The sequence below is a fragment of the Streptomyces sp. CA-249302 genome (assembly GCF_050936785.1).
Lineage (GTDB): Bacteria > Actinomycetota > Actinomycetes > Streptomycetales > Streptomycetaceae > Streptomyces.
In genome coordinates this window covers 1,874,354-1,896,285 of the sequence record NZ_JBNJMG010000001.1, presented here as the reverse complement: position 1 = coordinate 1,896,285, position 21,932 = coordinate 1,874,354, and the positions used below count along the sequence as shown (strand labels likewise).

The following is a 21,932-nucleotide window of genomic DNA, read 5'->3' as shown; positions in this document are numbered from 1 at the left end:
GCCGTGACCTTATTACGGCCGAAATGGCCCGACGCCGCCGACCCCGCCGGGACTTCCTCGACTCGCTGCCCTACCCCCCCCACGCTCGGCTTCGCTCGCGCGGGGGGACCCCCATGCGCTGGGCCCGACGCCCGTCGGGATCCTGCCCAAGACGCTGATCACCGCCGACGACATCACCCGCGGCAAGCCCGACCCCGAGCCCTATCTCCTCGCCGCCCGGCAGCTGGGCGTCGATCCGGCCCACTGCGTCGTCTTCGAGGACGCCCCAGCGGGGCTGGCGGCCGGTCGCGCTGCCGGGATGACCACCGTGGCGTTGACCACAACCCACCAGGCCCACGAGCTCGACGCCGACCTCGTGGTGAAGGACCTGTCGGCCCTGTCCGCACTGGTCACCGACGGGGGAGTGGAGATCTCCGTCCGCGGCTGAAACCCGTCCGCCGCTGTCCATCATGCGGACAGCGGCGCTTTGTCAGGACCGTACTTCTGTTTTACTGATCGCATGACTACGACGAGCAGCCGCAGCTTTGCGACCGAGGCGACCCTGACGCCCGGTGCTCGTTGTATGTGTCGAATGTGCGCCTTCTAGAGGGCCCCCGCACCACCTCTTGAGCCTCGCGCCCCGAAGCGAGCCCTTGTGGCATGTCCGTACGCCGTTCGCCGAACGCCGTACGTGAACCGTTGCCCGCGCACCGCACGACTTCCCTCCCGTACCAGGGCACACCCACGCCCGCGTACTCGACAGTGATGGAAACCCCAGTGATCACCACCACGGGCCTGACCAAGGTCTACCGCTCGCGCGGCCGTGAGGTCACCGCCCTCGACGGCGTCGATCTGCACGTCCGCGAAGGCGAGGTGTACGGCGTCATCGGCCAGTCCGGTGCCGGCAAGTCCTCGCTCATCCGCTGCGTCAATCTGCTGGAACGCCCCACGGCCGGGACGGTCACCGTCGCCGGACAGGACCTCACCGCCCTCGCCGGACGCGGACCCCGGGCCGGCAAGGAGCTGCGGCAGGCGCGCAGCCGTATCGGCATGGTCTTCCAGCACTTCAACCTGCTCTCCTCGCGGACCGTCCAGGACAACGTCGAGCTGCCGCTGGAGATCCTCGGGAAATCCGGCAAGGAGCGGTCGCGGAAGGCGCTTGAGCTGCTCGACCTCGTCGGGCTCGCCGACAAGGCGAAGGCGTACCCGGCTCAGCTCTCCGGCGGTCAGAAGCAGCGGGTCGGCATCGCCCGCGCGCTGGCCGGCGACCCCAGGGTGCTGCTCTCCGACGAGGCCACCAGCGCCCTCGACCCGGAGACCACCCGCTCCATCCTCCAGCTGCTGCGCGACCTGAACCGGCAGCTGGGCCTCACCGTCCTGCTCATCACCCACGAGATGGACGTCGTGAAGTCGATCTGCGACTCCGCCGCCCTGATGGAGAACGGCCGGATCGTGGAGTCCGGGACGGTGAGCGAACTGCTCGCCACCCCCGGCTCCGAGCTGGCCTCCGCGCTCTTCCCGGTCGGCGGCGAGGCCACCGGCGACGACCGCACCGTCGTCGACGTCACCTTCCAGGGCGAGGCCGCGACCCAGCCGGTCATCTCCCAGCTCTCGCGCACCTACAACATCGACATCTCGATCCTCGGCGCCGCCATCGACACCGTCGGCGGACTCCAGGTCGGCCGGATGCGCATCGAACTGCCCGGCCGCTACGAGGACAACGTGGTGCCCATCGGCTTCCTGCGCGAACAGGGCCTGCAGATCGACGTGTTGGGCCAGGAGCCCGTACTGCTGAAGGAAGGTGCCCGGCCGTGACCTGGTCCGAGATGCAGCCGCTGCTGTCCCAGGCGTGTTGGGACACCCTCTACATGGTCGGCTGGTCCACGCTGATCGCCGTCGTCGGCGGGCTCCCGCTCGGCATCCTGCTCGTCCTGACGGACCGGGGCGGGCTGCTGCAGAACGTCTTCGCCAACAAGGTGATCGGGCAGGTCGTGAACGTCGCCCGGTCGATGCCCTTCATCATCCTGATGGTCGCGCTGATGACCTTCACGCGCTGGATCACCGGGACGACCATCGGGCGTGAGGCCGCGATCGTGCCGCTCGCGATCGGTGCGATCCCCTTCTTCGCGCGGCTCGTCGAGACGGCGGTCCGCGAAGTGGACGGCGGCCTTGTGGAGGCCGTGCAGTCGATGGGCGGCAACACCTGGACGATCGTGCGCAAGGTCCTCGTACCCGAGTCGCTGCCCTCGCTGATCGCCTCCACCACCACCACGATCGTCGCCCTCATCGGCTACTCCGCGATGGCCGGCACGGTCGGCGCCGGCGGGCTCGGCGACATCGCCATCCGCTACGGCTACCAGCGCTTCGAGACCCAGCTGATGTGGATCACCGTGGCGATCCTCGCCGTGGTCATCTCGCTCATCCAGTTCGCCGGCGACTTCGCGGCCCGCTCGCTGCACGGTCGCGGCGGACGCTCCGGACCGGCGCCGAAGCTGCGCCTGCTGAAGGCGAAGTAGCCCACCTCAGACTCCCCGCACCACCCATCGCGGGGTCGCTGCACCCATAAGGAAAGGCACTTTTCGTGCGTAACACCGCAAAGCTCACCGCCGCCGTCCTCGCCGCCGGAGCCCTCACCTTCGGGCTCACCGCCTGCGGCTCCGGCACGGACTCCGCCTCCAGCTCCTCCGACTACAGCGGACCGCTGGTCGTCGCCGCGAGCCCGACCCCGCACGCCGAGATCCTGGATTTCGTCAAGAAGAACCTGGCGAAGAAGGCCGGACTCGACCTGGAGGTCAAGGAGTTCCAGGACTACATCGTCCCGAACACCGCGACCGAGGACGGCTCGGTGGACGCCAACTACTTCCAGAACCAGCCGTACCTGGACGACTTCAACAAGAAGCGCGGCACCCACATCGTGCCCGTCGTCACGGTCCACCTGGAGCCGCTCGGCCTCTACTCCCACAAGGTCAAGAAGGCCGACGCGCTGAAGAGCGGTGCGACGATCGCCGTCCCGAACGACGCCGTGAACGAGGCGCGCGCCCTGAAGCTGCTCGCCGCGAACGGCCTTATCACCCTCAAGGACGGCGCGGGCAGCGAGGCGACCCCGCAGGACATCACCAAGAACCCGAAGAACCTCAAGTTCAAGGAGGTCGAGGCGGCCCAGACCGCGCGCTCCCTGGACGACGTCGACGCCGCGGTCGTCAACGGCAACTACGCCATCTCCGCGGGCATCAAGCCCGCCAAGGACGCCCTCGTCCTGGAGTCCGCGAAGAACAGCCCGTACGGCAACTTCCTCGCGGTCAAGGAGGGCAACGAGAAGGACCCGCGCGTGAAGAAGCTGGCCAAGCTGCTCACTTCGCCCGAGGTCAAGAAGTTCATCGAGGACAAGTACCAGGGCTCGGTCATCCCGTCCTTCTGACGGCACGTATACGGCGTATCGCCACGCACGGGGTCCACTCGCTCACCCGGAGTGGACCCCGTGGTGCGGTTCCGGACCGTCATGCTGCATGCTGGGCAGTTCAGCAGGCACTGAACATTGTCCAGAGGTTACGGAGCGGCGCATGGCTGGCACCTTCCCCAACATCTCCATCAGCACGGAGCGGTTGGTGCTGCGTCCCCTCGACGAGGACGACGTGCCCGCGCTGGCCGAGATGATGAACGACGAACAGGTCGGGGCCTGGACTGCCGTGCCGCAGCCCTACTCGGCGGAACAGGCCCGCGGCTGGATCACCGAGTACGCGCCCGCCGAGCGGGAGGCCGGCCGCGGACTCGACTTCGCCGTCACCGAGTTCCTCACCCAGCGCCTGGTCGGCATCGTCCAGCTCGCCAAGACCAACTGGCGGGTGCGGTCCACCGAGATGTCGTACATCATCGCCCCCTGGGCCCGCGGCGAGGGCTACGCCTCCGAGGCCGCGCTCGCCACCGCCCAATGGCTGTTCACCGACCAGAAGTTCGAGCGCCTAGAGCTGCGCACGGCCGCCGACAACACCGCCTCCCAGCAGGTCGCCCAGAAGATCGGCTGCATCAGCGAGGGCGTGCTGCGGGGCGCCTGCATAGCGCGCGTGCGGGCGGACGACGGCACCTGGAGCGACGTGCGCACCGACTACATCGTGTGGAGCCTGCTGCCCGAGGACCTCGACGGCGCGGACGAGGAACTCGCCGACTCCGGTGGTTTCACCTCCTTCACCGACTGGAACTGAACCCCGGGGGCAGGAGAGGGACGGCACCGCCCGGTCCGCTGCGGCCGCCACCAGGTACCCTCACAGCCCGACCTGCGTAAACCTCCTGGAGACCGACGACGATGGCCGACCGTGTCACGGTGATCGGCTGGGACGGCTCACCGCTGACCGCCGCGGCCCGCTCCGCCCTGGGCGCCGCCACGCTGGTGGCCGGTGCCGCCCACCACCTGGCGCTCCCCGAGGTGCCCCCGGCCGCCGAGCGCATCCGCCTCGGCAGCGTCGCCCTCGCCGCCCGCCGGATCGCCGGCCACCGTGGCACCGCGGTGGTGCTCGCCGACGGCGACCCCGGGTTCTTCGGAGTCGTACGGACCCTGCGCGCCCCCGAGTTCGGCCTCGAGGTCGAGGTCGTCCCCGCCGTCTCCTCCGTCGCCGCGGCCTTCGCCCGTGCCGGTATGCCCTGGGACGACGCGCAGGTGGTCGTCGCACACCGGCGCACCCTGCGACGCGCGGTGAATGTGTGCCGGGCCCACACCAAGGTCGCCGTCCTCACCTCCCCCGGCGCCGGCCCCGCCGAACTCGGCCTGCTGATGGAGGGCGTCCACCGCACCTTCGTCATCTGCGAGGAACTCGGCACCGAGCGCGAACAGGTCACCATCCTCACCTCCGACAAGGCGGCCGACCACACCTGGCGCGACCCCAACGTCGTCATCGTCATCGGCGGACCCGTCGGCCCGGCCCGCGCGGGCGAGGGCGGCTGGCTCGCCGGACGCGACCCGGGCGCCGGACCCCGCGGCTGGACACAACCCGGTGAGGGATACGACGGTCCGCTCGGCGAAGGCGAAACGGATCTGCTCCGCGCCGCCCAACTCGCCCGGCTGGGACCGCACGTCGGGGACCTCGTGTGGGACATCGGCTGCGGCAGCGGCGCCTTCGCCGTCGAGGCCGCGCGCGCCGGCGCCGCCGTCATCGCGGTCGACCGCACCCTGGACTCCTGCGCCCGCACCGATGCCGCCGCCCGCCGCTTCGGCGTGCAACTACAGATCGTCCAGGGCACCGCCCCGCACGTCATGGAGAACCTCCCCGAACCCGACGTCGTGCGCGTCGGCGGCGGGGGAGCGGCCGTGGTCTCCGCGGTCGCCGACCGGCGCCCGCAGCGCATCGTCGCCCACGCCTCCACCCGCGACGAGGCCGAACTCGTCGGCCGCGACCTCACCGAGCACGGCTACCGCGTCGAGTGCGCCCTCATCCAGTCCGTCGAACTCGACACCAGGGCCTGGAGGGAGACGGAGCGGAGCGTCGCGTTCCTGCTCAGCGCCGTGCTCCCGGAGCGCGTGTCGTGACCCCGCCCGCGTCCCAGTGATCCTGTTTTCTGCCGTCCCGGTGATCCGGTAGTCGTACCGCTCGCGGTAGGCTGGCCGATCGTTGCACCGCACCGGGTGGCCCGGCACTTCGTTCGCCAATGTCCGGAAAACGCGCCCCTTTTGGGGTGGGTGTGGTACGGCAGAACCGGAGGACGCGCAACGTGGCGCAGTCCACAGCGGGCCGTCGCGGATCAAGCTGTCGCGGCGGTCGAACGGCCGAGAGAATGCCACTGAATGGCTTTGTCGCCTTTTAGGGGCGGGTCGTTCGTGCCGCTGGGCACGCACGCTCGTTCTTCACTACGGGGGCGGTCAGTGCGCCGTTTTCGGTGAGCTGGTTGCAGAAGCACTAAACGATGGGCGAGGGGTACGCATGACGGACACCGGCCAGGTCCCGGGCGAGGGACTGCCGGAGAGCGCAGGCATGGTGGAACAGCCGGGCGTGACCGCGCACGGTGCGTACACCTACCTCTCCGAGACCACCGCCGAGGACGAAGACCTGTTGCTGCTGCCGGGCGCGCAGAGCCCGTGGGGCAACGAGGTCGCGCCGCCCGCGCCGGAGCCGGTCGTCGAGACCGTCCACGAACCCGGCCCGCACGAGACGGCGGGCCGTGACAGCGGCTCGGTCGACCTCGGCGGCGTCCGCCTCCCGAACCCGACGCCGGCCCCCGCGCCGACACCGCTCCAGGGTGCGGTACAGGGCTCCGTGCAGGCGTCGGTCACCCCGCGCCGCCCGCTCCACCTCGGCCCGCCCATCCCCGACGCCTCCGCCAGCCCGGTCCGCTCCCTCGCCGACCGCGGCCCCGCAGGCGCCCCGGTCCGCCACCCCGGCCCCCCGACGGTCGGCCCGGAATACCTCGACACCCCCCAGCTCCACGAGGCGTACCCCCAGCCCGCGAGCCCATGGACCGCCCAGCCGCCGGTGCCCGCGGAGGCCCCGGCTGCGGAAACGGTTGTCCCGGCCCAGGACCAGAGCGTCGAGTCGGTGGGCGCGGCCCAGGCGGTCATGACGCGCATCGCCTCGGAGACGGGGGCCCGACGCAGCCTGCCGGGCAGAGCGGTGAGGGTGCGTACGGTGTGCAGGCGGCGGAGGCCGCCGGTGCGGCGTACGGGCCGCAGAGCGGGCAGGTTCCGGTGGGGGTGTCCGCCGAGAGCGGGCAGTTCGCCGTCGGTTCGGCCGGACTCGCTGCGGAGGGCGGGCAGCTTCCGCCCCTTGGACTCGGTGCGGATGTACGGCAGGCAGCCGCGGGCGAGCTCCTTGCGGACGGCGGCCGGGTGGCCGTCGGCGGGCTCGCTGCCGCCGGCGATGCCGTCCCTCCGGGCGGGCTTGTCGCGGCGGACGGGCCGGTCGGATCGACCGGAGGGTCTGCGGACAGCGGTCAGGGCACCGGTTCTGCTTCTACGCCCGCTGCCGATGCCGACCTGATCCAGGCCGTCGGCGCTGGTCCTGACGCGGAGGCCGTTGTCGGCGTCGAGACCGCCCCCGAGGCCGGTCAAGGTCCCCACGGCGGTCCGGTCTTCGAGGCGGGGCCGGCGCCCGAGGCGGGCCAGGCTTCCGACGCCGTTCCTCTTCCGGGAGCCGTGCACACACCGGAAGCCGCACCGGCGCCCGAGGGCGCGCAGGCCGACGAAGCTGCTGTGCCGGAGACCGGTCAGGCGCCCGAGGCTGTCGCCCTTGGGAGCGGTCAGGCGCCCGAGGCTGTCGCGCTTGGGAGCGGTCAGGTCGCCGAGGCGGTCGTGCCGGAGACCGGTCAGGTCACCGAAGCAGTCCTGCCCGAGAGCGGCCAGTTCCTCGACGCCGTCGCACCTGACGCCGCCCAGCTGCCCGACGCTGCCCAGTCGGCCCACTTCCCGGAGGCCCTGTCCCCCGAGGCGGTCCAGGTCCCCGGCGCCGGAGCAGCCGACGCCCCCCTCACTCCGGAGCCCGTCGCACCGCACGCCGTCGACGTCCCGGAGGCACCGGTGGCCGACGCCGACGGCCCGACCGCCGCTCACGCCATCGCCGTGGACCCCGCGTACCTCGCCGCCGCCGAGTCGGCCCAGGCCGCCGACATCGTCGTACCCGCGCAGGCGCCCGGCACCGCCGTACCCGCCGAAGCCACCCCCTTCCCACCTGCTCCGGACGCGACGCAGCCCGCGCACCCGGCGGACGCCTTGACGGCCCTGCCCGAAGACGCCTCCGTCGCTGCGGGCGCCGAACACGCTCACGAGGACCCGGCCTTGAGTCCCGTCGCGGCCGCGCAGCCGGCCCTCGACGCCGAGCCGCCCGCGAACGCTCCGGCCGCAGTCTTGGCGCCGGACAGCTCCGCCACGGACCCGGCCACCACCGCCGTACCGGACGCACCCCAACCTCTGGCCGCCGGGAACGTCCCCGACGCCGCCGTAGCCCCCACCGAGGACCAGCCGGTACTCGCGCCGGAAAGCGCCGCTCTCCCGCTCGCGGCCGACGCACCCGAGCAGCCCGTTGCGGCCCCGGCCGAAGCCTCCGCGACCCCGGCTGACGCCCCTGCCGACCCGCACCCCGAGGCTCCCGCCGAAACCCTCGGTGAGCTTCCCGCCGAAATCGTCGCCGAGGCCCCCACCGAACCCATGTCCCAAACCCCCCTCAGTCACCCCGAACCGGACCAGTCCCTCGGCCAGTTCGTCCCCGTGGCGGGATCCGTCCCGACCACCCCCCACCTCGCCCCGACACCGCCGCACCCGCTCACCCTCCCCCCGGAGGAGGAGCCCGCGGTGGAGCCCGTCGGTGCCATGGTCCCCGCGCCGCGGGAGGCCGACATCGAACTCGTACAGCACGCGGAGGACCTGGAGACCCGGGCCGCCGACCAGGAAGAGAGCACGGCCGCAGTGGAAGAAGCACGACAGTCCACCGGCCCGGCCGCGCCCGCCTACGACGACGCCGAGCGCGAGGCCGTCCTGAAGGTCATGCGGGAGCGCCGTGACATCCGCAACGGCTTCCGCAGTGATCCGATCCCGCACGAGGTGCTGCTCCGGGTGCTGGAGGCCGCGCACACCGCTCCCTCCGTCGGCCACTCGCAGCCGTGGGACTTCGTCGTCATCCGTTCCGCCGACACCCGGCGCAGCATGCACGAGCTGGCCATGCGGCAGCGGGACGCGTACGCGAAGTCGCTGCCCAAGGGCCGGGCGAAGCAGTTCAAGGAACTGAAGATCGAGGCCATCCTCGACACCCCGGTGAACATCGTGGTCACGGCCGACCCGACGCGCGGCGGCCGCCACACCCTCGGCCGGCACACCCAGCCGCAGATGGCGCCCTACTCCGCCGCCCTCGCCGTCGAGAACCTCTGGCTCGCCGCCCGCGCCGAGGGCCTCGGCGTCGGCTGGGTCAGCTTCTTCGACGAGCGGGAGATGGTGCGGGCGCTCGGGCTGCCCGAGCACCTCGAGGTCATCGCCTACCTGTGCGTCGGGTACGTCGACGAGTTCCCGGACGAGCCCGAGCTGATGCAGGCCGGCTGGTCCAAGCGCCGCCCGCTGTCCTGGGTCGTGCACGAGGAGACGTACGGCCGACGCGCGCTGCCCGGCGAGGACCCGCACGACCTGCTCGCCGAGACCGTCGCCCAGATCCGCCCGCTCGACGCCAAGGCGCTCGGCGAGGCCTGGGAGCGGCAGAAGCGGATGACCAAGCCGGCCGGTGCGCTCGGCATGCTGGAGATCATCTCCGCGCAGCTGTCCGGGCTCTCGCGCCAGTGCCCGCCGCCGATCCCGGAGCCCGCGGCCGTCGCGATCTTCGCCGGTGACCACGGGGTGCACGCCCAGGGGGTCACCCCGTGGCCGCAGGAGGTGACCGCTCAGATGGTCGCCAACTTCCTCGGCGGCGGCGCGGTCTGCAACGCCTTCGCGGGTCAGGTCGGCGCCGAGGTGTGCGTGGTGGACGTGGGTGTCGCGGCCGAGTTGCCGGCCACGCCCGGGCTGCTGCCCCGCAAGGTCCGTGCCGGTACCTCCGACATGACCACCGGTCCCGCGATGACCCGCGAGGAGGCCCAGCAGGCCATCGAGGTCGGCATCGAGACGGCCCGAGACCTGGTGGCGGCGGGCAACAAGGCGCTGCTGACCGGTGAGATGGGCATCGCCAACACGACGGCGTCCGCGGCCCTGATCTCCGTCTACACGGACACCGACCCCGCCGAGGTCACCGGCCGCGGCACCGGTATCAACGACGAGACCCTCGCCCGCAAGACCGAGGTCGTCCGCCGTGCCATCGAACTGCACCGGCCCGACCCGGCCGACCCCATCGGCGTACTCGCCGCGATCGGCGGCTTCGAGCACGCGGCGATGGTGGGCCTGCTGCTGGGCGGTGCCTCGCTGCGTACGCCGGTGATCCTGGACGGCGTCAGCGCCGGTGCCGCCGCCCTGGTGGCCCGCGCGATCGCCCCCGAGGTTCTCGCGGCCTGCATCGCGGGCCACCGCAGCGCCGAGCCCGGCCATGTGGCCGCGCTGAACAAGCTCGGTCTGCGTCCGCTGGTCGACCTCGACCTCCGGCTCGGCGAGGGCACGGGCGCGCTGCTCGCCCTGCCGCTGGTGCAGAGCACCGCCCGGGCCATGCACGAGGTCGCGACCTTCGACTCGGCGGGCGTCACCGAGAAGTGACCCCGTCCGGGGTGGGGTACGCGCTCCTGCGTGCACCCCACCCCGGCCGTACGCTGAACCCGTCCGACCCCGTCTGCATTCGTCTTTGAAATCCGCACGTCAGGGCTGCTCCAGAGCCGTAGCACCCATCGCCTTGCCTGCACGAGGAGCCGCACCTCATGGCCGAACACCCCGCCTACCCCGTAGGCCTCCGCCTCACCGGCCGCCGGGTCGTCGTCCTCGGCGGCGGCCAGGTCGCCCAGCGCCGCCTCCCGGCCCTGATCGCGGCCGGCGCGGACATCCTCCTGGTGTCTCCCGAGGTGACCCCCTCCGTCGAGGCGATGGCGGACGCCGGTGAGATCGGCTGGCAGCAGCGGCGGTACGCCGACGGTGACCTGGCGGACGCCTGGTACGCCCTGATCGCCACCAGCGACGCCGAGGCCAACGCCGCAGCCTCCGCCGAGGCCGAGCGCCACCGTGTGTGGTGCGTCCGCTCCGACGACGCGGACGCGGCCACCGCCTGGACGCCGGCCACCGGTCACAGCGAGGGCGTCACGGTCGCCGTCCTCACCACCGAGGCCCGCGGCCGCGACCCCCGCCACACCGCCGCCATCCGCGACGCGGTGGTGGAAGGCCTCCGTGACGGCACCCTGGTCGCGCCCCACCACCGCACCCGCACGGCCGGCGTCGCCCTCGTCGGCGGAGGTCCCGGCGACCCGGACCTGATCACCGTCCGAGGCCGTCGTCTGCTCGCCGAGGCCGACGTGGTCATCGCCGACCGGCTCGGCCCCCGCGACCTGCTCGCCGAACTCCCGCCGCACGTCGAGGTGATCGACGCGGCGAAGATCCCCTACGGCCGCTTCATGGCCCAGGAGGCCATCAACAACGCCCTGATCGAGCACGCCAAGCAGGGCAAGTCGGTCGTACGGCTCAAGGGTGGCGACCCCTATGTCTTCGGCCGCGGCATGGAGGAACTGCACGCCCTCGCCGAGGCCGGCATCCCCTGCACCGTCGTCCCCGGCATCTCCAGCTCGATCTCGGTGCCGGGGGCGGCCGGCATCCCGGTCACCCACCGCGGTGTCGCCCACGAGTTCACGGTGGTCAGCGGCCATGTCGCCCCCGACGACGAGCGCTCCCTGGTCGACTGGCCGTCCCTCGCGAAGCTCACCGGCACTCTCGTGATCCTCATGGGCGTCGACAAGATCGGGAAGATCGCCGAGACACTCGTCGCGCACGGCAAGCCCGCCGACACCCCGGTCGCCCTGATCCAGGAGGGCACCACGGCCGCCCAGCGCCGCGTGGACGCGACCCTGGCGACGGTCGGCGAGACGGTCCGCACGCAGGAGGTCAGGCCGCCGGCGGTCATCGTCATCGGCGAGGTCGTCTCCGTGGGTCCGCAGCCGTCCGCGTAACCGCGGGTAACCCAACTCGTACACAGCCGTTGGCACCACACCCAGGACAAGGCAGTATCACCCTGTGGCCGATCTCATCACCGTCGAGGATCCAGACGACCCCCGCCTGCGCGACTACACGGGCCTGACCGACGTCGAGCTGCGCCGGAAGCGAGAACCGGCCGAGGGCCTGTTCATCGCCGAGGGCGAGAAGGTCATCCGGCGGGCCAAGGACGCCGGGTACGAGATGCGTTCCATGCTGCTGTCCGCGAAGTGGGTCGACGTCATGCGGGACGTCATCGACGAGCTCCCGGCCCCGGTGTACGCGGTCAGCCCGGAGCTCGCCGAACAGGTCACCGGCTACCACGTGCACCGCGGCGCGCTCGCCTCCATGCAGCGCAAACCGCTGCCCACGGCCGCCGACCTCCTCCAGACCACCCGCCGGGTCGTCGTCATGGAGTCGGTCAACGACCACACCAACATCGGCGCCATCTTCCGCTCGGCGGCGGCCCTCGGCATGGACGCGGTGCTGCTGTCGCCCGACTGCGCCGACCCGTTGTACCGCCGCAGCGTCAAGGTCTCGATGGGCGCGGTCTTCTCGGTGCCGTACGCCCGGCTCGACAGCTGGCCGAAGAGCCTGGAGTCGGTCCGCGAGGCCGGTTTCACGCTGCTCGCACTCACCCCCGACGAGAAGGCGCGGTCCCTCGACGAGGCCGCCCCGCACAAGATGGACCGGGTGGCCCTGATGCTCGGCGCCGAGGGCGACGGCCTCTCCACCCAGGCCCTGGTCGCCGCCGACGAATGGGTGCGCATCCCCATGGCGCACGGCGTCGACTCCCTCAACGTGGGCGCGGCGGCCGCGGTCGCCTTCTACGCGGTGGCCACCGGCCGCCCGCAGGGGTGAGGGCCTTGGCTCAGCGCGACGCGATCGTCGCGGTGCTGCGCCGGGACGACCGGGTACTGGCCATCAGGCGTGGCCCCACCGTCTCCCGCCCCGGCTACTGGCAGCCTCTCAGCGGCAAGCTCGAACCGGGGGAGACCCAGCAGCAGGCCCTGGTCCGCGAGGTCCACGAGGAGGTCGGCCTGACCGTCACCCCGGGCGCCAAGGTCTGGGAGTCGGAGACCGACGACGGCCACTTCCGCCTCCACTGGTGGACGGCCGACGCGGACCACGGGGAGATCGTCCCCGACCCGGTCGAGGTGGCCGAGACCCGCTGGGTCACCCCGGAGGAGTTCCTCACCCTCGCCCCGATCTTCGACGGCGACCGGGAGTTCTTCGAACGGATCCTGCCGAGCCTGTGACACCCCGCCGTCCGGCGACCGTCACCCCGCCGGCCGCGGTCGGCCTTCCCTCGGCCGCACCTGGTCCCGGATCGTCGGCTGCCGCCGGTCTCCCGTAGCCCGCCGCCGGCCGGCTTCCGGCGGCCGACGGCCGATCCGTGGCTAATCCGTGCCTGCGCCGGGCTTCCCTTCGGGCACCTGCGACGCCTGCCCCGGCCGTACCTGCCGCTGCTCGTTCTTTACGACACCTCGGTCGCCGCCGAGTCCGCGCGGCGGCCCCTGGCAGCCCTGCGCCGCGGCGATGCCGAGCGCCACCAGCAGGGTCACGACGACGAACACGAACAGCCGCTGCCGCAGCAGCCGCGGATTGGCCGGCCGCCGACCGGTCCCCGTGGTCCTGGGCGCCGGACGTCCGGTACCGCTGCGCGGACCGGGCCGGTTGCCACCACCGGGACGGGCACCGTTGCGCGAGGTGGGCGTGGGCCGCGCGCCGGAACGCGAGGCGGACGCCCCGGCACCGCGCGAGGACGATCCCGTGCCACCGCGGGACGCGGGACCTCCGGGCGCCGTACCACCGCGCGACGCGCCGCCCGCACTTCCGCCCCGCGAGGGAACCCCGCCACCGCGCACCGGAGCGGGCCCACGGGACGACGACGGAGAGGCCCCGCGCGGCGGCGGGGTCCCCTGCGGTCGCCGCTGCTGCTCGGGGTAGGTGTCGGCGAGCCGCCCGGTGGGCCGGTCGGCCTCGCTCGCCCGCGGCCCGGGCGGACGCACATCGGCCGGCCCGTTGGCCTCGCGGGCGGCGATCTCCTTGAGTCGCAGCGAGAGTTGGAGCGTGCTGGGCCGCTCGGTGGGGTCCTTCGCCAGACAGGCGCGCACCAGCGGAGCGAGTGCGTCCGGAACGCCGTGGAGCTGCGCCTCCTCGTGCACGACCCGGTACAGCATCACCTCGGAACTGCCGTGCCCGAAGGGCGAGTCGGCCATGGCCGCGTAGGCCAGGGTGGCGCCGAGCGAGAACACGTCCGTGGCCGGGGTCACGGCCGCCCCGCGCACCTGCTCGGGCGCGAGGAAGCCGGGGGAGCCGACGGCCGTGCCGACGTGCGTCAGCGTGGAGGCCCCGGTCGCCCAGGCGATGCCGAAGTCGATGATCCGCGGCCCCTTCGGGGACAGCAGGATGTTGGACGGCTTCAGATCCCGGTGCACGACCCCGGCCTCGTGGACGGCGACGAGCCCCTCGGACAGCGCGGCCCCCACGGCCGCGACGTCGGCCGCGCTGAGCGGACCTTCGTCGGCGACCTTGTCGTGCAGCGAGGGCCCGGGCACGTACTGCGTCGCGAACCACGGCCGGTCCGCGTCGAGATCCGCCGCGACCAGCCGGGCCGTACACCCGCCCCTGATCCGCCGCGCGGCCGAGACCTCGCGCGCGAACCGCGACCGGAACTCCTGATCCTCCGCCAGATCCGGCCGGATGACCTTCAGCGCGACCCGCTGCCCCTTCTTGTCGGAGCCCAGGTAGACAACGCCCATCCCACCCGCGCCGAGCCGTCTGTGAAGCCTGAACGAGCCGACGACGCGCGGGTCCTCGCGCCTCAGGCGCATCATCGCCATGTTCATCCCCGCTGCCCGGTCCGTGTGACGTGGCACAGCTTACGTTTACCCGGCCGCCCGCGCGCAGAGGCCGCGCCCTCTGGCCCAGATGGATTGTCAGTGCCGGGTGGGAGACTTGAAGGACGGTCAGGGAGCGCGCGAACAGGCGCACTTAGCCCTACGTCCGCTTCCAACCACCCATCACAGAAGGGGGATTGAACACGTGAAGGGTGATCGCGTGGAGATAGTCGTGGACGCGGGCGACACGACCCGCACCTATGAGGTGGTGGCGAGCAGAGCGGGCCGCAGGGTGGAGACGGCGGTACGGCGAGGTGTCGTCGAAGTGAGCGAAGTCACCCGGAGCGGCTCGGTCATCCGCACGGCCCGCTTCATGGCCACCCGGGTGCTGGCACTGGTCGAGCAGCCGGTACCCCGCGAGGACAGCTCGGAGAAGCCCGGACACACCGGGCGTCCCCTCCGGGAAGACCCTGAGACCTAGGTCCACGTCTCCACCCAGGGGAGTACGCACCGGCTGATGGCTCATCCTCCGGGAGGCCCGGCAATCGGTACGAGGGCATGACGTGCGACGAGCGCCGGACGCCTAGATTTGAGGTCAAGCGGCGGGTGCAGCACTCGTCCCCCGAGGTCAGACACCCGCCGCTGCCAACGACAACTGAACGGTCAGGAGAGGGACCATGGCTCTGACGGCACCGCGGGCAGTGATCCGCACAAGGGAGCGCACCGAGCTCCGCCGCCGCACGGGCCGCCGCCACCCCTTGGTGGCGACGATCATGGTCCTCCCCCTGGCGGCCCTGCTCTTCTTCGTCTTCGACGGCTGGGAGACCGTGGCCACACAGGCGTCGTCCGTGGGAGTGATGCTGGGGCGCTGAGCGGCGACCCCAGGCCCGGAAGAGCGGTCCGGGCGGGGACATCCACCCATGAAACCCCGTGGGGACGGGGGTGCGGCGGACGGCAAAAATGCCGGCGCAGCTGGGGAGCTGCGCCGGCATTGCTTTGCCCGAAAACGGGACGGTCACTCATTGAAGCAGCGCCGGTCCCCCCCCAGCCCCTCCAGCCCGTCCGGCGTTTGAGGACGAGGCCCTTCGGGCCGACGGGGGTCCAGGGGGCGAAGCCCCCTGGTGGGGTCGAAGGGGCGAAGCCCCTGGTGATGGGACGGGTAGGGGCGGCGGGGGCGAGAAACTCCCGAGCCCGACAACCCTGCCGCGCCTCCCCGCCGTACCCTCACGACCAGACCCACCGCCCGCAGGGAGCCCCGTGACCGCCACCCCCTTGCTCACCGACCTCACCGCCCGAGCCAAGGCCCAAGCCCACGCGCGCCCCGCCCCCGCCCCCTGCCTCTGCAGCGGATCCGTCCTCGCCGACCGCCCCGACGCCACGGTCGTCCGCCACGCGGACACGGTCGCCAAGGCCCACGCCCCCGGCACCCCCCTCCCCGACCTCACCCTCCGCCTGGCCACGGCCACCCACCTCCCCGGCATCCTCTTGCCCCCACTCACCTCGACCCCGATCGACCTGCACGGCCGCCACGTGACTTTCTGGCCTTACGGCGCCCCCGTAGACCCGGACGACCCGGACGCGGCCCCCTGGGAAGCCGCCGCCACCCTCCTGGCCCGCCTCCACCGAACACCTGTCCCAAGCCCCACCCCACCCTCGCCTCCGACTCCGCGGCTGCCTCGCCCTCGGCCCGCGTACCCAGCTCCGCCACGCCGCCCCTGCCCTCGCCTCGGCCCCCTTGCCCCCCATGCGAGGCCCCGCCAAAGCAGCCCAAGCCATCACCCGCCTCAACACCACCGCCCCCACCCACCCGGCCGCCGCACCCGTCCTCCACGCCTGGCGCACCCTCCCCGCCTGGGCCCGCGCCGAGGCCCCCATGCCGGACACCACGACCCTCTGCCACGGCGACCTCCACCTCGGCCAGCTCGTCCGGCACCCCGCCCCCGACGGGCCCTGGCTGCTCATCGACGTCGACGATCTCGGTACCGGCGTCCCCGCCTGGGACCTCGCCCGCCCTGCCGCCTGGTACGCCTGCGGTCTCCTCCCGCCCGACGAGTGGACCCGCTTCCTCGCCGCCTACCGCGCCGCCGCCGGCCCGGCCGTACCCCCCGACGGCGACCCCTGGCCGGCACTGGACGTCCCGGCCCGCGCCCTCACCGTGCAGACCGCCGCCCGCGCGATCACCAAGGCCGTCGCGGAGAACCGCGCCCTCGACGAGATCGAGATGTCCTTGATCGACGCATGTGCCCGAATGAGTTCCCTCCCACCGGAGTTGGCTCGGGATTCCGCGAAGTAGGGTGCAACCGACCGTCGCCGGACAGAGTCTGTCCTGGCGAAACGCGAAGCAGGACCGACGGGCGAGGAGTTGAGCCGACGATGCAGTGTCCGAAGTGCCATGCGCCGATGCACACGTACAACCGAAACGGCGTCCAGATCGAGCAGTGCAGCGGCTGCCGCGGGATCTTTCTCGACTACGGCGAGCTGGAGGCGCTGACCCGTGTGGAGTCCCAGTGGTCCCAGCCCGCGCCGCCGCCCCCGGGCGCCCCGCAGGCGTACCCGGCCCCGCCCGCGCCCGCCTGGGGCGCCCAGCACGGCGGCGGCCACGGCGGTGGTCACTACGGCGGCCACCACGGCGGTCACCACCGCCACAAGAGCTTCGGCCACATGCTGTTCTCCAGCTGACCGGAACCACGAGGAAGCCCCCGGCCGCAGGGCCGGGGGCTTCGGTGTGTGCGCGATACTGGGATTGAACCAGTGACCTCTTCCGTGTCAGGGAAGCGCTCTCCCGCTGAGCTAATCGCGCGGGTCGGACCATCGAAGATCTCTCGAAGATCCAGTGGACGATACTGGGATTGAACCAGTGACCTCTTCCGTGTCAGGGAAGCGCTCTCCCGCTGAGCTAATCGTCCTTGGAGGTGGAGACGGGATTTGAACCCGTGTAGACGGCTTTGCAGGCCGTTGCCTCGCCTCTCGGCCACTCCACCAGGAGTGCAGGGGCTCGGGAAGATCCCCTGTTTCCATCGAGCGGACGACGAGGCTCGAACTCGCGACCTCAACCTTGGCAAGGTTGCGCTCTACCAACTGAGCTACGTCCGCTTGTCGTTTCGTTCCGCTCTCGCGGCCCGGCGACGTGTTGAACTCTAGCGGATTCCGGGGCCAGTACAAAAACGCGTTTGCGCAGCGTGCTGCGCTGCGCCTGCTCACGGGCGTGGCCAGGGCGGACGCCGGGACATGCGGAGGTCACCTTTCGGACACCCGCCATAGACTCGACCGCGTGCACGACCTCCCTCCCCTCGCCCGCTTCGGCCCCCGCGTCGCCACCGGCCTCCTCGACGTCACCAGCGATCCCGCGGCCCTGGACTCCGCCGGCTTCTGGGCCGTCGCCGCGGACTTCGAGGGCCGACTGACCTGCGCGCGCTTCGGGGACGTACGGGAAGAGCCCGTACCCGCTCCGGTGCCGGGGGAGTGGCACGGTCCCGCCGCCGGTGACTGGACGTCGTCCCTCGACCGCGCCGCGTACACGGCAGGCGTGCGCCGGATCCGCGAGCACATCGCGGCCGGCGAGGTCTACCAGGCGAACCTCTGCAGGGTCCTCACCGCGCCCGTGGCGCCGGACGCCGACGTGGACGCCCTGACCGCGCTGCTGGCCCGCGGCAACCCGGCGCCGTACGCAGGAACGATCCGGCTGCCCGGGCACGGTGTCGAGATCGCGACCGCCTCGCCCGAGCTCTTCCTGCGCCGCGACGGGCGGATCGTCGAGTCCGGGCCGATCAAGGGCACCGGGCGCACCGAGGCCGACCTGCTGGAGAAGGACTACGCCGAGAACGTGATGATCGTGGACCTGGTCCGCAACGACATCGGGCGGGTCTGCGCCACCGGCAGCGTCACCGTCCCCGACCTGTGCGCCGTCGAGAAGCACCCCGGCCTCGTCCACCTCGTCTCCACGGTCCGCGGCGAGCTGCGCGACGGCGCCGGCTGGCCCGAGCTGCTCGACGCGGCCTTCCCGCCCGGCTCGGTCACCGGAGCGCCCAAGTCCAGCGCGCTGCGGATCATCGACGCCCTGGAGGCGGCGCCCCGCGGCCCGTACTGCGGCGGCATCGGCTGGGTCGACGCCGACCGGGGAACCGGCGAGCTGGCCGTCGGCATCCGCACGTTCTGGATCGACCGCGCGGCCGGGGAGCTCCGCTTCGGCACCGGCGCCGGCATCACCTGGGGCTCCGACCCCGAGGCGGAGTGGCGGGAGACCGAGCTGAAGGCGTCCCGGCTGCTCGCGGTAGCGTCAGGCACGTACGAGGTGAGTGGAGAGGGACTGACGACGTGAAGATCTGGCTCGACGGCGGGTTGCAGGACATCGAGTCCGCCCGTGTCTCCGTCTTCGACCACGGACTGACCGTGGGCGACGGCATCTTCGAGACGGTGAAGGCGACGGACGGGAAGACGTTCGCGCTGACCCGGCACCTGGACCGGCTGACCCGCTCGGCGCGCGGCCTCGGCCTGCCCGACCCCGACCACGACGAGGTCCGCCGCGCCTGTGCCGCCGTCCTGGCGGCCAACCCGATGCCGCTCGGCCGCCTGCGCATCACCTACACCGGCGGCCACGGCCCCCTCGGCTCCGACCGCGGCGAGCACGGCCCAACCCTCGTGGTCGCCCTCGGCGAGACCACCCGCCGCCCCGACTCCACGGCCGTCATCACGGTCCCGTGGACCCGCAACGAGCGCGGCGCCCTCACCGGCCTGAAGACGACTTCGTACGCCGAGAACGTCGTCGCTCTCGCCCGCGCCCACCAACACGGCGGCTCCGAGGCCCTGTTCGCGAACACGGTCGGCCAACTCTGCGAGGGCACCGGCTCCAACGTCTTCGTCGTCCTCGACGGCGAGATCCACACCCCGCCGGTCGCCTCCGGCTGCCTCGCGGGCATCACCCGCGCGCTGACGGTCGAGTGGACCGGCGCCAGGGAGACCGACCTGCCGCTGGACGTCCTGGAGCGCGCGGACGAGGTCTTCCTCACCTCCACCCTGCGCGACGTACAGGCGGTCCACCGCGTCGACGACCGCGAACTGCCCGGCGCACCGGGCCCGGTGACCGCCAAGGCCATGCGGATCTTCGACGAGCGTTCCGGGGACGACCTGGATCCGTAGCCGCCCGGAAAAAACTGGCTGACATGGGTGGGTACGGCGGGTAGAACACCCCTGATGACGACGACCCTGCGGCCGACCGAGCCGCTCCAGCACAACGCCGACGGGACGCGGTCGCGCCGCTACCGAGTGTGCGTGAACAGCCGTCCCGTGGGCGGGATACACCTCGCCACACACCCCGAGTACGGCCTGGGCGTGGCCCGTCTCACCGAGCTGCACATCGAGGAGCCGGACCGCGGGCGGGGCCGCGGCACGGTGGCCGCGCTCGCCGCGGAGGAGGTCGTACGGGGCTGGGGCTGCCGGCGTATCGAGGTGTCCGTGCCGGGTGGTGCCGAGGCCGCGCTCCGGCTCGCCACGGCGCTCGGGTACGTCCCGCGCAGCCGCAACATGGCCAAGCGGCTGGACGGACCCGTGCCGGTACTGCCGGCCGGGAGCCTCGCCCGGCCGATGACCGAGGCCGAGTTCGGCCCCTGGCTGGCGGAGGACGGTCAGCGCTTCGCGCAGAGCCTGATCGACCGGGGCGTGCCCCGAGCGGAGGCGGAGGCCAAGGCGAAGCAGGGGCACGCCCGGTGGCTGCCGGACGGCCTGGCGACCGAGAACACTCAGATCAGCGTCCTGGAGCACGACGGCGAACCGGCCGGCACCCTGTGGCTGGGGCTGTGGCCCGACATGGCCTACGTGCTCAACGTCGAGGTCCACGAGGGCCATCGGGGGCGCGGACACGGCCGTACGTTGATGCTGCTGGCGGAGGCCCAGGGAGCCGAGGGCGGCAAGGACCGTATCGCCCTGCACGTCTTCGCCGACAACACCCCCGCCGAACGGCTCTACGAGTCCCTCGGCTACGAGACCACCGACCACAACCTGGTCAAGGAACTCCTCTGAGGCTCAGGCCCCTTCGGCCTCGGCCAGCAGCCGGTCCGCGATCTCCGCGATCCGCTCCCGCAGCCCCTCCTGGCTCTTCCCGCCGTCCAGCCGCTCCCCGCCGATGACGTACGTCGGCGTGCCGGTCACGCCGATCGCCTTGCCCTCGGCCTGGTCGGCGTCGACGATCAGGATGTGCCGGCCGTCGATCAGCGCGGTGTCGAACTCCTCGGCGTCCAGGCCGAGTTCACCGGCCACCTCGACCAGGAGGGGTTCTCCCTTGCGGTCCAGCTCCTCGACCCGGCCGAGGACGGCCTCGACGTACTCCCAGCCCTTGCCCTGTTCGAGGGCCTCCTCGGCGGCCTGCGCGGCGGCGAAGGCGTGCTTGTGCTTCTCCAGCGGGAAGTGCCGCAGCCGCAGTTCCAGCCGGTCGCCGTAGCGGGCGCGCAGGGCGCTCAGGTCGGCCAGGGCGCCGCGGCAGTCCGGGCACTGGAGTTCGCACCAGACCTCGAGGACGGGCGCGGCGGTGGGCACGGGGGAGGAGTCGCTCATGCGGTCAGTCTCCCAGGTCGGGCGGGGGCGACCCAACCGAAGGCGGCGGGCACCTCGCGGGTGACCTGCGCCGGTGCCCCTGATCCACACCCAGGGGTGGGCGCGGGACCGGCACCTGCGGAGGAGCCGACCCGGAGATGTCCCTGATGTCCTCCCGAGGCATGGCCCGTCGGGGTCCGGGCGGTGCAGGATGGAAGGGACGAAAAGTGCCCTGCTCGCCAAGCCCTGCCTGGAGGACCGGATGATCGCCGAGACAGTCTGCTCCGCCGTCGCCGCGGCCGGCCTGGGCATCGCGGCGGTCACGGCGTACCGCAAGCGCTTCCTCAAGGCCGCCCGTATCGCGGCCTACTCACTCGTGCCCCTCGGCCTGGTGATGACCGGGACCGTGCAGTGGCTGGCGGACACCGCCTTCAGCCCGGTGGCCTGGGCCGGCTTCGGCGTGCTCGGCGCGGCCTGGCTGCTGCTCTCCAGCACGCGCGCGGTGGAGCGCCGCCGCGGCGGCACCCGCAAGGAGCGCAGGGAGGCCAGGGCCGCGGCCGAGCGCGGAGCGGTGGCCCCCACGGCTTCGGCACCCTCGCTCGGTCCGGGTACCCGAGCGGCGACCCGGCCCGCGACCGCGCCCCGCTCCGGCTCCGGCGAGGACTTCAGCGACATCGAGGCGATCCTGAAGAAGCACGGCATATGACCAGCGCATGACGAGTGAAACGACACAGTGGATCATCGCGCCGTTCCGAAGTGATCACGACCCGAACCGGACATCACGGAATTCGGCGAACTCCCGCTCATTCCGGGCGTGTTGATCGCGCCGGGTGTCCTGTCTGCGCCATCATCGCCGCGAGATGCTGGACACGACACAAGGCGAGACCGCGCCGCCGAAGGACGAGCCGCGCGGGTGCCTCTTCGCCCTTTCCCAGCCACCGCTGATGATCTTCCTTGCGGTGATCGGGTGTCTGCTGCTCATGGCCTCGTTGCACGACCTGCTGATGCTGTGAGCCGTACCCGTGATCCCC

Annotated in this window: 19 protein-coding genes, 4 tRNA genes and 3 pseudogenes; 20 read left to right on the top strand and 6 right to left on the bottom strand. The window is 72.3% G+C overall.

Going from position 1 to position 21,932, the window contains the following annotated elements:
- Positions 1-133: 133 nt before the first annotated feature.
- The 11 genes and pseudogenes from ACQEWB_RS08565 to ACQEWB_RS08515 all read left to right on the top strand — a co-directional run.
- Positions 134-427: pseudogene (locus ACQEWB_RS08565) on the top strand (HAD-IA family hydrolase); the annotation flags it as partial.
- 329 nt (positions 428-756) lie between these two features.
- Complete coding sequence (locus tag ACQEWB_RS08560) at positions 757-1,794, top strand: methionine ABC transporter ATP-binding protein (protein WP_432828688.1); 1,038 nt, start codon at positions 757-759, stop codon at positions 1,792-1,794.
- Complete coding sequence (locus ACQEWB_RS08555; protein ID WP_432828686.1) at positions 1,791-2,495, top strand: methionine ABC transporter permease; 705 nt, start codon at positions 1,791-1,793, stop codon at positions 2,493-2,495. Before ACQEWB_RS08560 ends, ACQEWB_RS08555 begins: the two co-directional genes overlap by 4 nt.
- 65 nt (positions 2,496-2,560) lie before the next feature.
- A complete protein-coding gene (locus ACQEWB_RS08550; RefSeq protein WP_432828684.1) occupies positions 2,561-3,397 on the top strand; it encodes a MetQ/NlpA family ABC transporter substrate-binding protein in 837 nt (278 codons plus the stop codon).
- A 142-nt stretch (positions 3,398-3,539) separates the two neighbouring features.
- Positions 3,540-4,178 (top strand): GNAT family N-acetyltransferase, encoded by a 639-nt coding sequence (locus ACQEWB_RS08545; RefSeq protein ID WP_432828682.1) that lies wholly within the window; start codon positions 3,540-3,542, stop codon positions 4,176-4,178.
- Between the two features lie 101 nt (positions 4,179-4,279).
- Positions 4,280-5,497, top strand: a complete 1,218-nt coding sequence (gene cbiE, locus ACQEWB_RS08540) for a precorrin-6y C5,15-methyltransferase (decarboxylating) subunit CbiE (protein ID WP_432828680.1) — start codon at positions 4,280-4,282, stop codon at positions 5,495-5,497.
- Between the two features lie 391 nt (positions 5,498-5,888).
- Positions 5,889-6,542 (top strand): annotated as a pseudogene (locus ACQEWB_RS08535) (nicotinate-nucleotide--dimethylbenzimidazole phosphoribosyltransferase); the annotation flags it as partial.
- 50 nt (positions 6,543-6,592) lie between these two features.
- Entirely contained in the window at positions 6,593-10,120 is a 3,528-nt protein-coding gene (gene cobT, locus ACQEWB_RS08530; RefSeq protein WP_432828678.1) for a nicotinate-nucleotide--dimethylbenzimidazole phosphoribosyltransferase, read from the top strand.
- Positions 10,121-10,278: 158 nt separating this feature from the next.
- The gene (gene cobA, locus ACQEWB_RS08525; protein WP_432828676.1) at positions 10,279-11,511 is read left to right on the top strand and encodes a uroporphyrinogen-III C-methyltransferase; all 1,233 of its coding nucleotides are present in this window, start codon (positions 10,279-10,281) and stop codon (positions 11,509-11,511) included.
- A 64-nt stretch (positions 11,512-11,575) separates the two neighbouring features.
- Positions 11,576-12,394, top strand: coding sequence for a TrmH family RNA methyltransferase (locus ACQEWB_RS08520; RefSeq protein WP_432828674.1), 819 nt, complete (start codon positions 11,576-11,578; stop codon positions 12,392-12,394).
- Between the two features lie 5 nt (positions 12,395-12,399).
- Positions 12,400-12,792, top strand: a complete 393-nt coding sequence (locus tag ACQEWB_RS08515; RefSeq protein WP_432828672.1) for an NUDIX domain-containing protein — start codon at positions 12,400-12,402, stop codon at positions 12,790-12,792.
- Between the two features lie 141 nt (positions 12,793-12,933).
- On the opposite strand, the gene ACQEWB_RS08510 is transcribed toward ACQEWB_RS08515, so the two are convergent.
- Positions 12,934-14,385, bottom strand: a complete 1,452-nt coding sequence (locus ACQEWB_RS08510; protein ID WP_432843708.1) for a protein kinase domain-containing protein — start codon at positions 14,383-14,385, stop codon at positions 12,934-12,936.
- A 196-nt stretch (positions 14,386-14,581) separates the two neighbouring features.
- On the opposite strand from ACQEWB_RS08510, the gene ACQEWB_RS08505 reads away from it, so the two are divergent.
- The 4 genes and pseudogenes from ACQEWB_RS08505 (at position 14,582) to ACQEWB_RS08490 (ending at position 17,055) form a co-directional block, all read left to right on the top strand.
- Positions 14,582-14,857 carry a hypothetical protein gene (locus tag ACQEWB_RS08505; protein ID WP_432828670.1) on the top strand — a complete coding sequence of 92 codons (276 nt, stop codon included), beginning with the start codon at positions 14,582-14,584 and terminating at the stop codon, positions 14,855-14,857.
- 196 nt (positions 14,858-15,053) lie between these two features.
- Entirely contained in the window at positions 15,054-15,248 is a 195-nt protein-coding gene (locus ACQEWB_RS08500; RefSeq protein WP_432828668.1) for a hypothetical protein, read from the top strand.
- Positions 15,249-15,633: 385 nt separating this feature from the next.
- Positions 15,634-16,669, top strand: a pseudogene (locus ACQEWB_RS08495) (phosphotransferase family protein).
- An 80-nt stretch (positions 16,670-16,749) separates the two neighbouring features.
- Positions 16,750-17,055, top strand: coding sequence for a zf-TFIIB domain-containing protein (locus ACQEWB_RS08490; RefSeq protein ID WP_432828666.1), 306 nt, complete (start codon positions 16,750-16,752; stop codon positions 17,053-17,055).
- A gap of 49 nt (positions 17,056-17,104) precedes the next feature.
- Here ACQEWB_RS08490 and ACQEWB_RS08485 read toward each other — a convergent pair.
- The 4 genes from ACQEWB_RS08485 to ACQEWB_RS08470 form a co-directional block, all read right to left on the bottom strand.
- Positions 17,105-17,176: transfer RNA gene (locus ACQEWB_RS08485), tRNA-Val, on the bottom strand.
- Between the two features lie 34 nt (positions 17,177-17,210).
- Positions 17,211-17,282, bottom strand: a tRNA-Val gene (locus ACQEWB_RS08480).
- Between the two features lies 1 nt (position 17,283).
- Positions 17,284-17,357, bottom strand: a tRNA-Cys gene (locus tag ACQEWB_RS08475).
- A gap of 39 nt (positions 17,358-17,396) precedes the next feature.
- Positions 17,397-17,469: transfer RNA gene (locus tag ACQEWB_RS08470), tRNA-Gly, on the bottom strand.
- A 178-nt stretch (positions 17,470-17,647) separates the two neighbouring features.
- On the opposite strand from ACQEWB_RS08470, the gene ACQEWB_RS08465 reads away from it, so the two are divergent.
- Genes ACQEWB_RS08465 through ACQEWB_RS08455 form a run of 3 tightly spaced genes read left to right on the top strand, consistent with a single transcriptional unit; the run spans position 17,648 to position 20,391 of the window.
- On the top strand, positions 17,648-18,694 hold the full coding sequence (locus tag ACQEWB_RS08465) for a chorismate-binding protein (RefSeq protein ID WP_432828664.1): 1,047 nt from the start codon (positions 17,648-17,650) through the stop codon (positions 18,692-18,694).
- Positions 18,691-19,512 (top strand): aminotransferase class IV, encoded by an 822-nt coding sequence (locus tag ACQEWB_RS08460; RefSeq protein WP_432828662.1) that lies wholly within the window; start codon positions 18,691-18,693, stop codon positions 19,510-19,512. Before ACQEWB_RS08465 ends, ACQEWB_RS08460 begins: the two co-directional genes overlap by 4 nt.
- Positions 19,513-19,566: 54 nt before the next feature.
- Positions 19,567-20,391, top strand: a complete 825-nt coding sequence (locus ACQEWB_RS08455; protein ID WP_432828660.1) for a GNAT family N-acetyltransferase — start codon at positions 19,567-19,569, stop codon at positions 20,389-20,391.
- Positions 20,392-20,394: 3 nt separating this feature from the next.
- On the opposite strand, the gene ACQEWB_RS08450 is transcribed toward ACQEWB_RS08455, so the two are convergent.
- Positions 20,395-20,922, bottom strand: a complete 528-nt coding sequence (locus ACQEWB_RS08450) for a DsbA family protein (RefSeq protein WP_432828658.1) — start codon at positions 20,920-20,922, stop codon at positions 20,395-20,397.
- Between the two features lie 241 nt (positions 20,923-21,163).
- On the opposite strand from ACQEWB_RS08450, the gene ACQEWB_RS08445 reads away from it, so the two are divergent.
- Together ACQEWB_RS08445 and ACQEWB_RS08440 are read left to right on the top strand one after the other, a co-directional pair.
- Complete coding sequence (locus ACQEWB_RS08445) at positions 21,164-21,607, top strand: hypothetical protein (RefSeq protein WP_432843706.1); 444 nt, start codon at positions 21,164-21,166, stop codon at positions 21,605-21,607.
- 154 nt (positions 21,608-21,761) lie between these two features.
- Positions 21,762-21,914, top strand: coding sequence for a hypothetical protein (locus ACQEWB_RS08440; protein ID WP_432828656.1), 153 nt, complete (start codon positions 21,762-21,764; stop codon positions 21,912-21,914).
- Positions 21,915-21,932 lie beyond the last annotated feature (18 nt).

Excerpts from the sequence above, each read along its gene's own strand:
- ACQEWB_RS08545 (WP_432828682.1), top strand. The coding sequence starts at position 3,540 with ATGGCTGGCACCTTCCCCAACATCTCCATCAGCACGGAGCGGTTGGTG.
- cbiE (WP_432828680.1), top strand. The coding sequence starts at position 4,280 with ATGGCCGACCGTGTCACGGTGATCGGCTGGGACGGCTCACCGCTGACC.
- cobA (WP_432828676.1), top strand. The coding sequence starts at position 10,279 with ATGGCCGAACACCCCGCCTACCCCGTAGGCCTCCGCCTCACCGGCCGC.
- ACQEWB_RS08510 (WP_432843708.1), bottom strand. The coding sequence starts at position 14,385 with ATGAACATGGCGATGATGCGCCTGAGGCGCGAGGACCCGCGCGTCGTC.
- ACQEWB_RS08500 (WP_432828668.1), top strand. The coding sequence starts at position 15,054 with ATGGCTCTGACGGCACCGCGGGCAGTGATCCGCACAAGGGAGCGCACC.
- ACQEWB_RS08490 (WP_432828666.1), top strand. The coding sequence starts at position 16,750 with ATGCAGTGTCCGAAGTGCCATGCGCCGATGCACACGTACAACCGAAAC.
- ACQEWB_RS08455 (WP_432828660.1), top strand. The coding sequence starts at position 19,567 with ATGACGACGACCCTGCGGCCGACCGAGCCGCTCCAGCACAACGCCGAC.
- ACQEWB_RS08450 (WP_432828658.1), bottom strand. The coding sequence starts at position 20,922 with ATGAGCGACTCCTCCCCCGTGCCCACCGCCGCGCCCGTCCTCGAGGTC.
- ACQEWB_RS08445 (WP_432843706.1), top strand. The coding sequence starts at position 21,164 with ATGATCGCCGAGACAGTCTGCTCCGCCGTCGCCGCGGCCGGCCTGGGC.
- ACQEWB_RS08440 (WP_432828656.1), top strand. The coding sequence starts at position 21,762 with ATGCTGGACACGACACAAGGCGAGACCGCGCCGCCGAAGGACGAGCCG.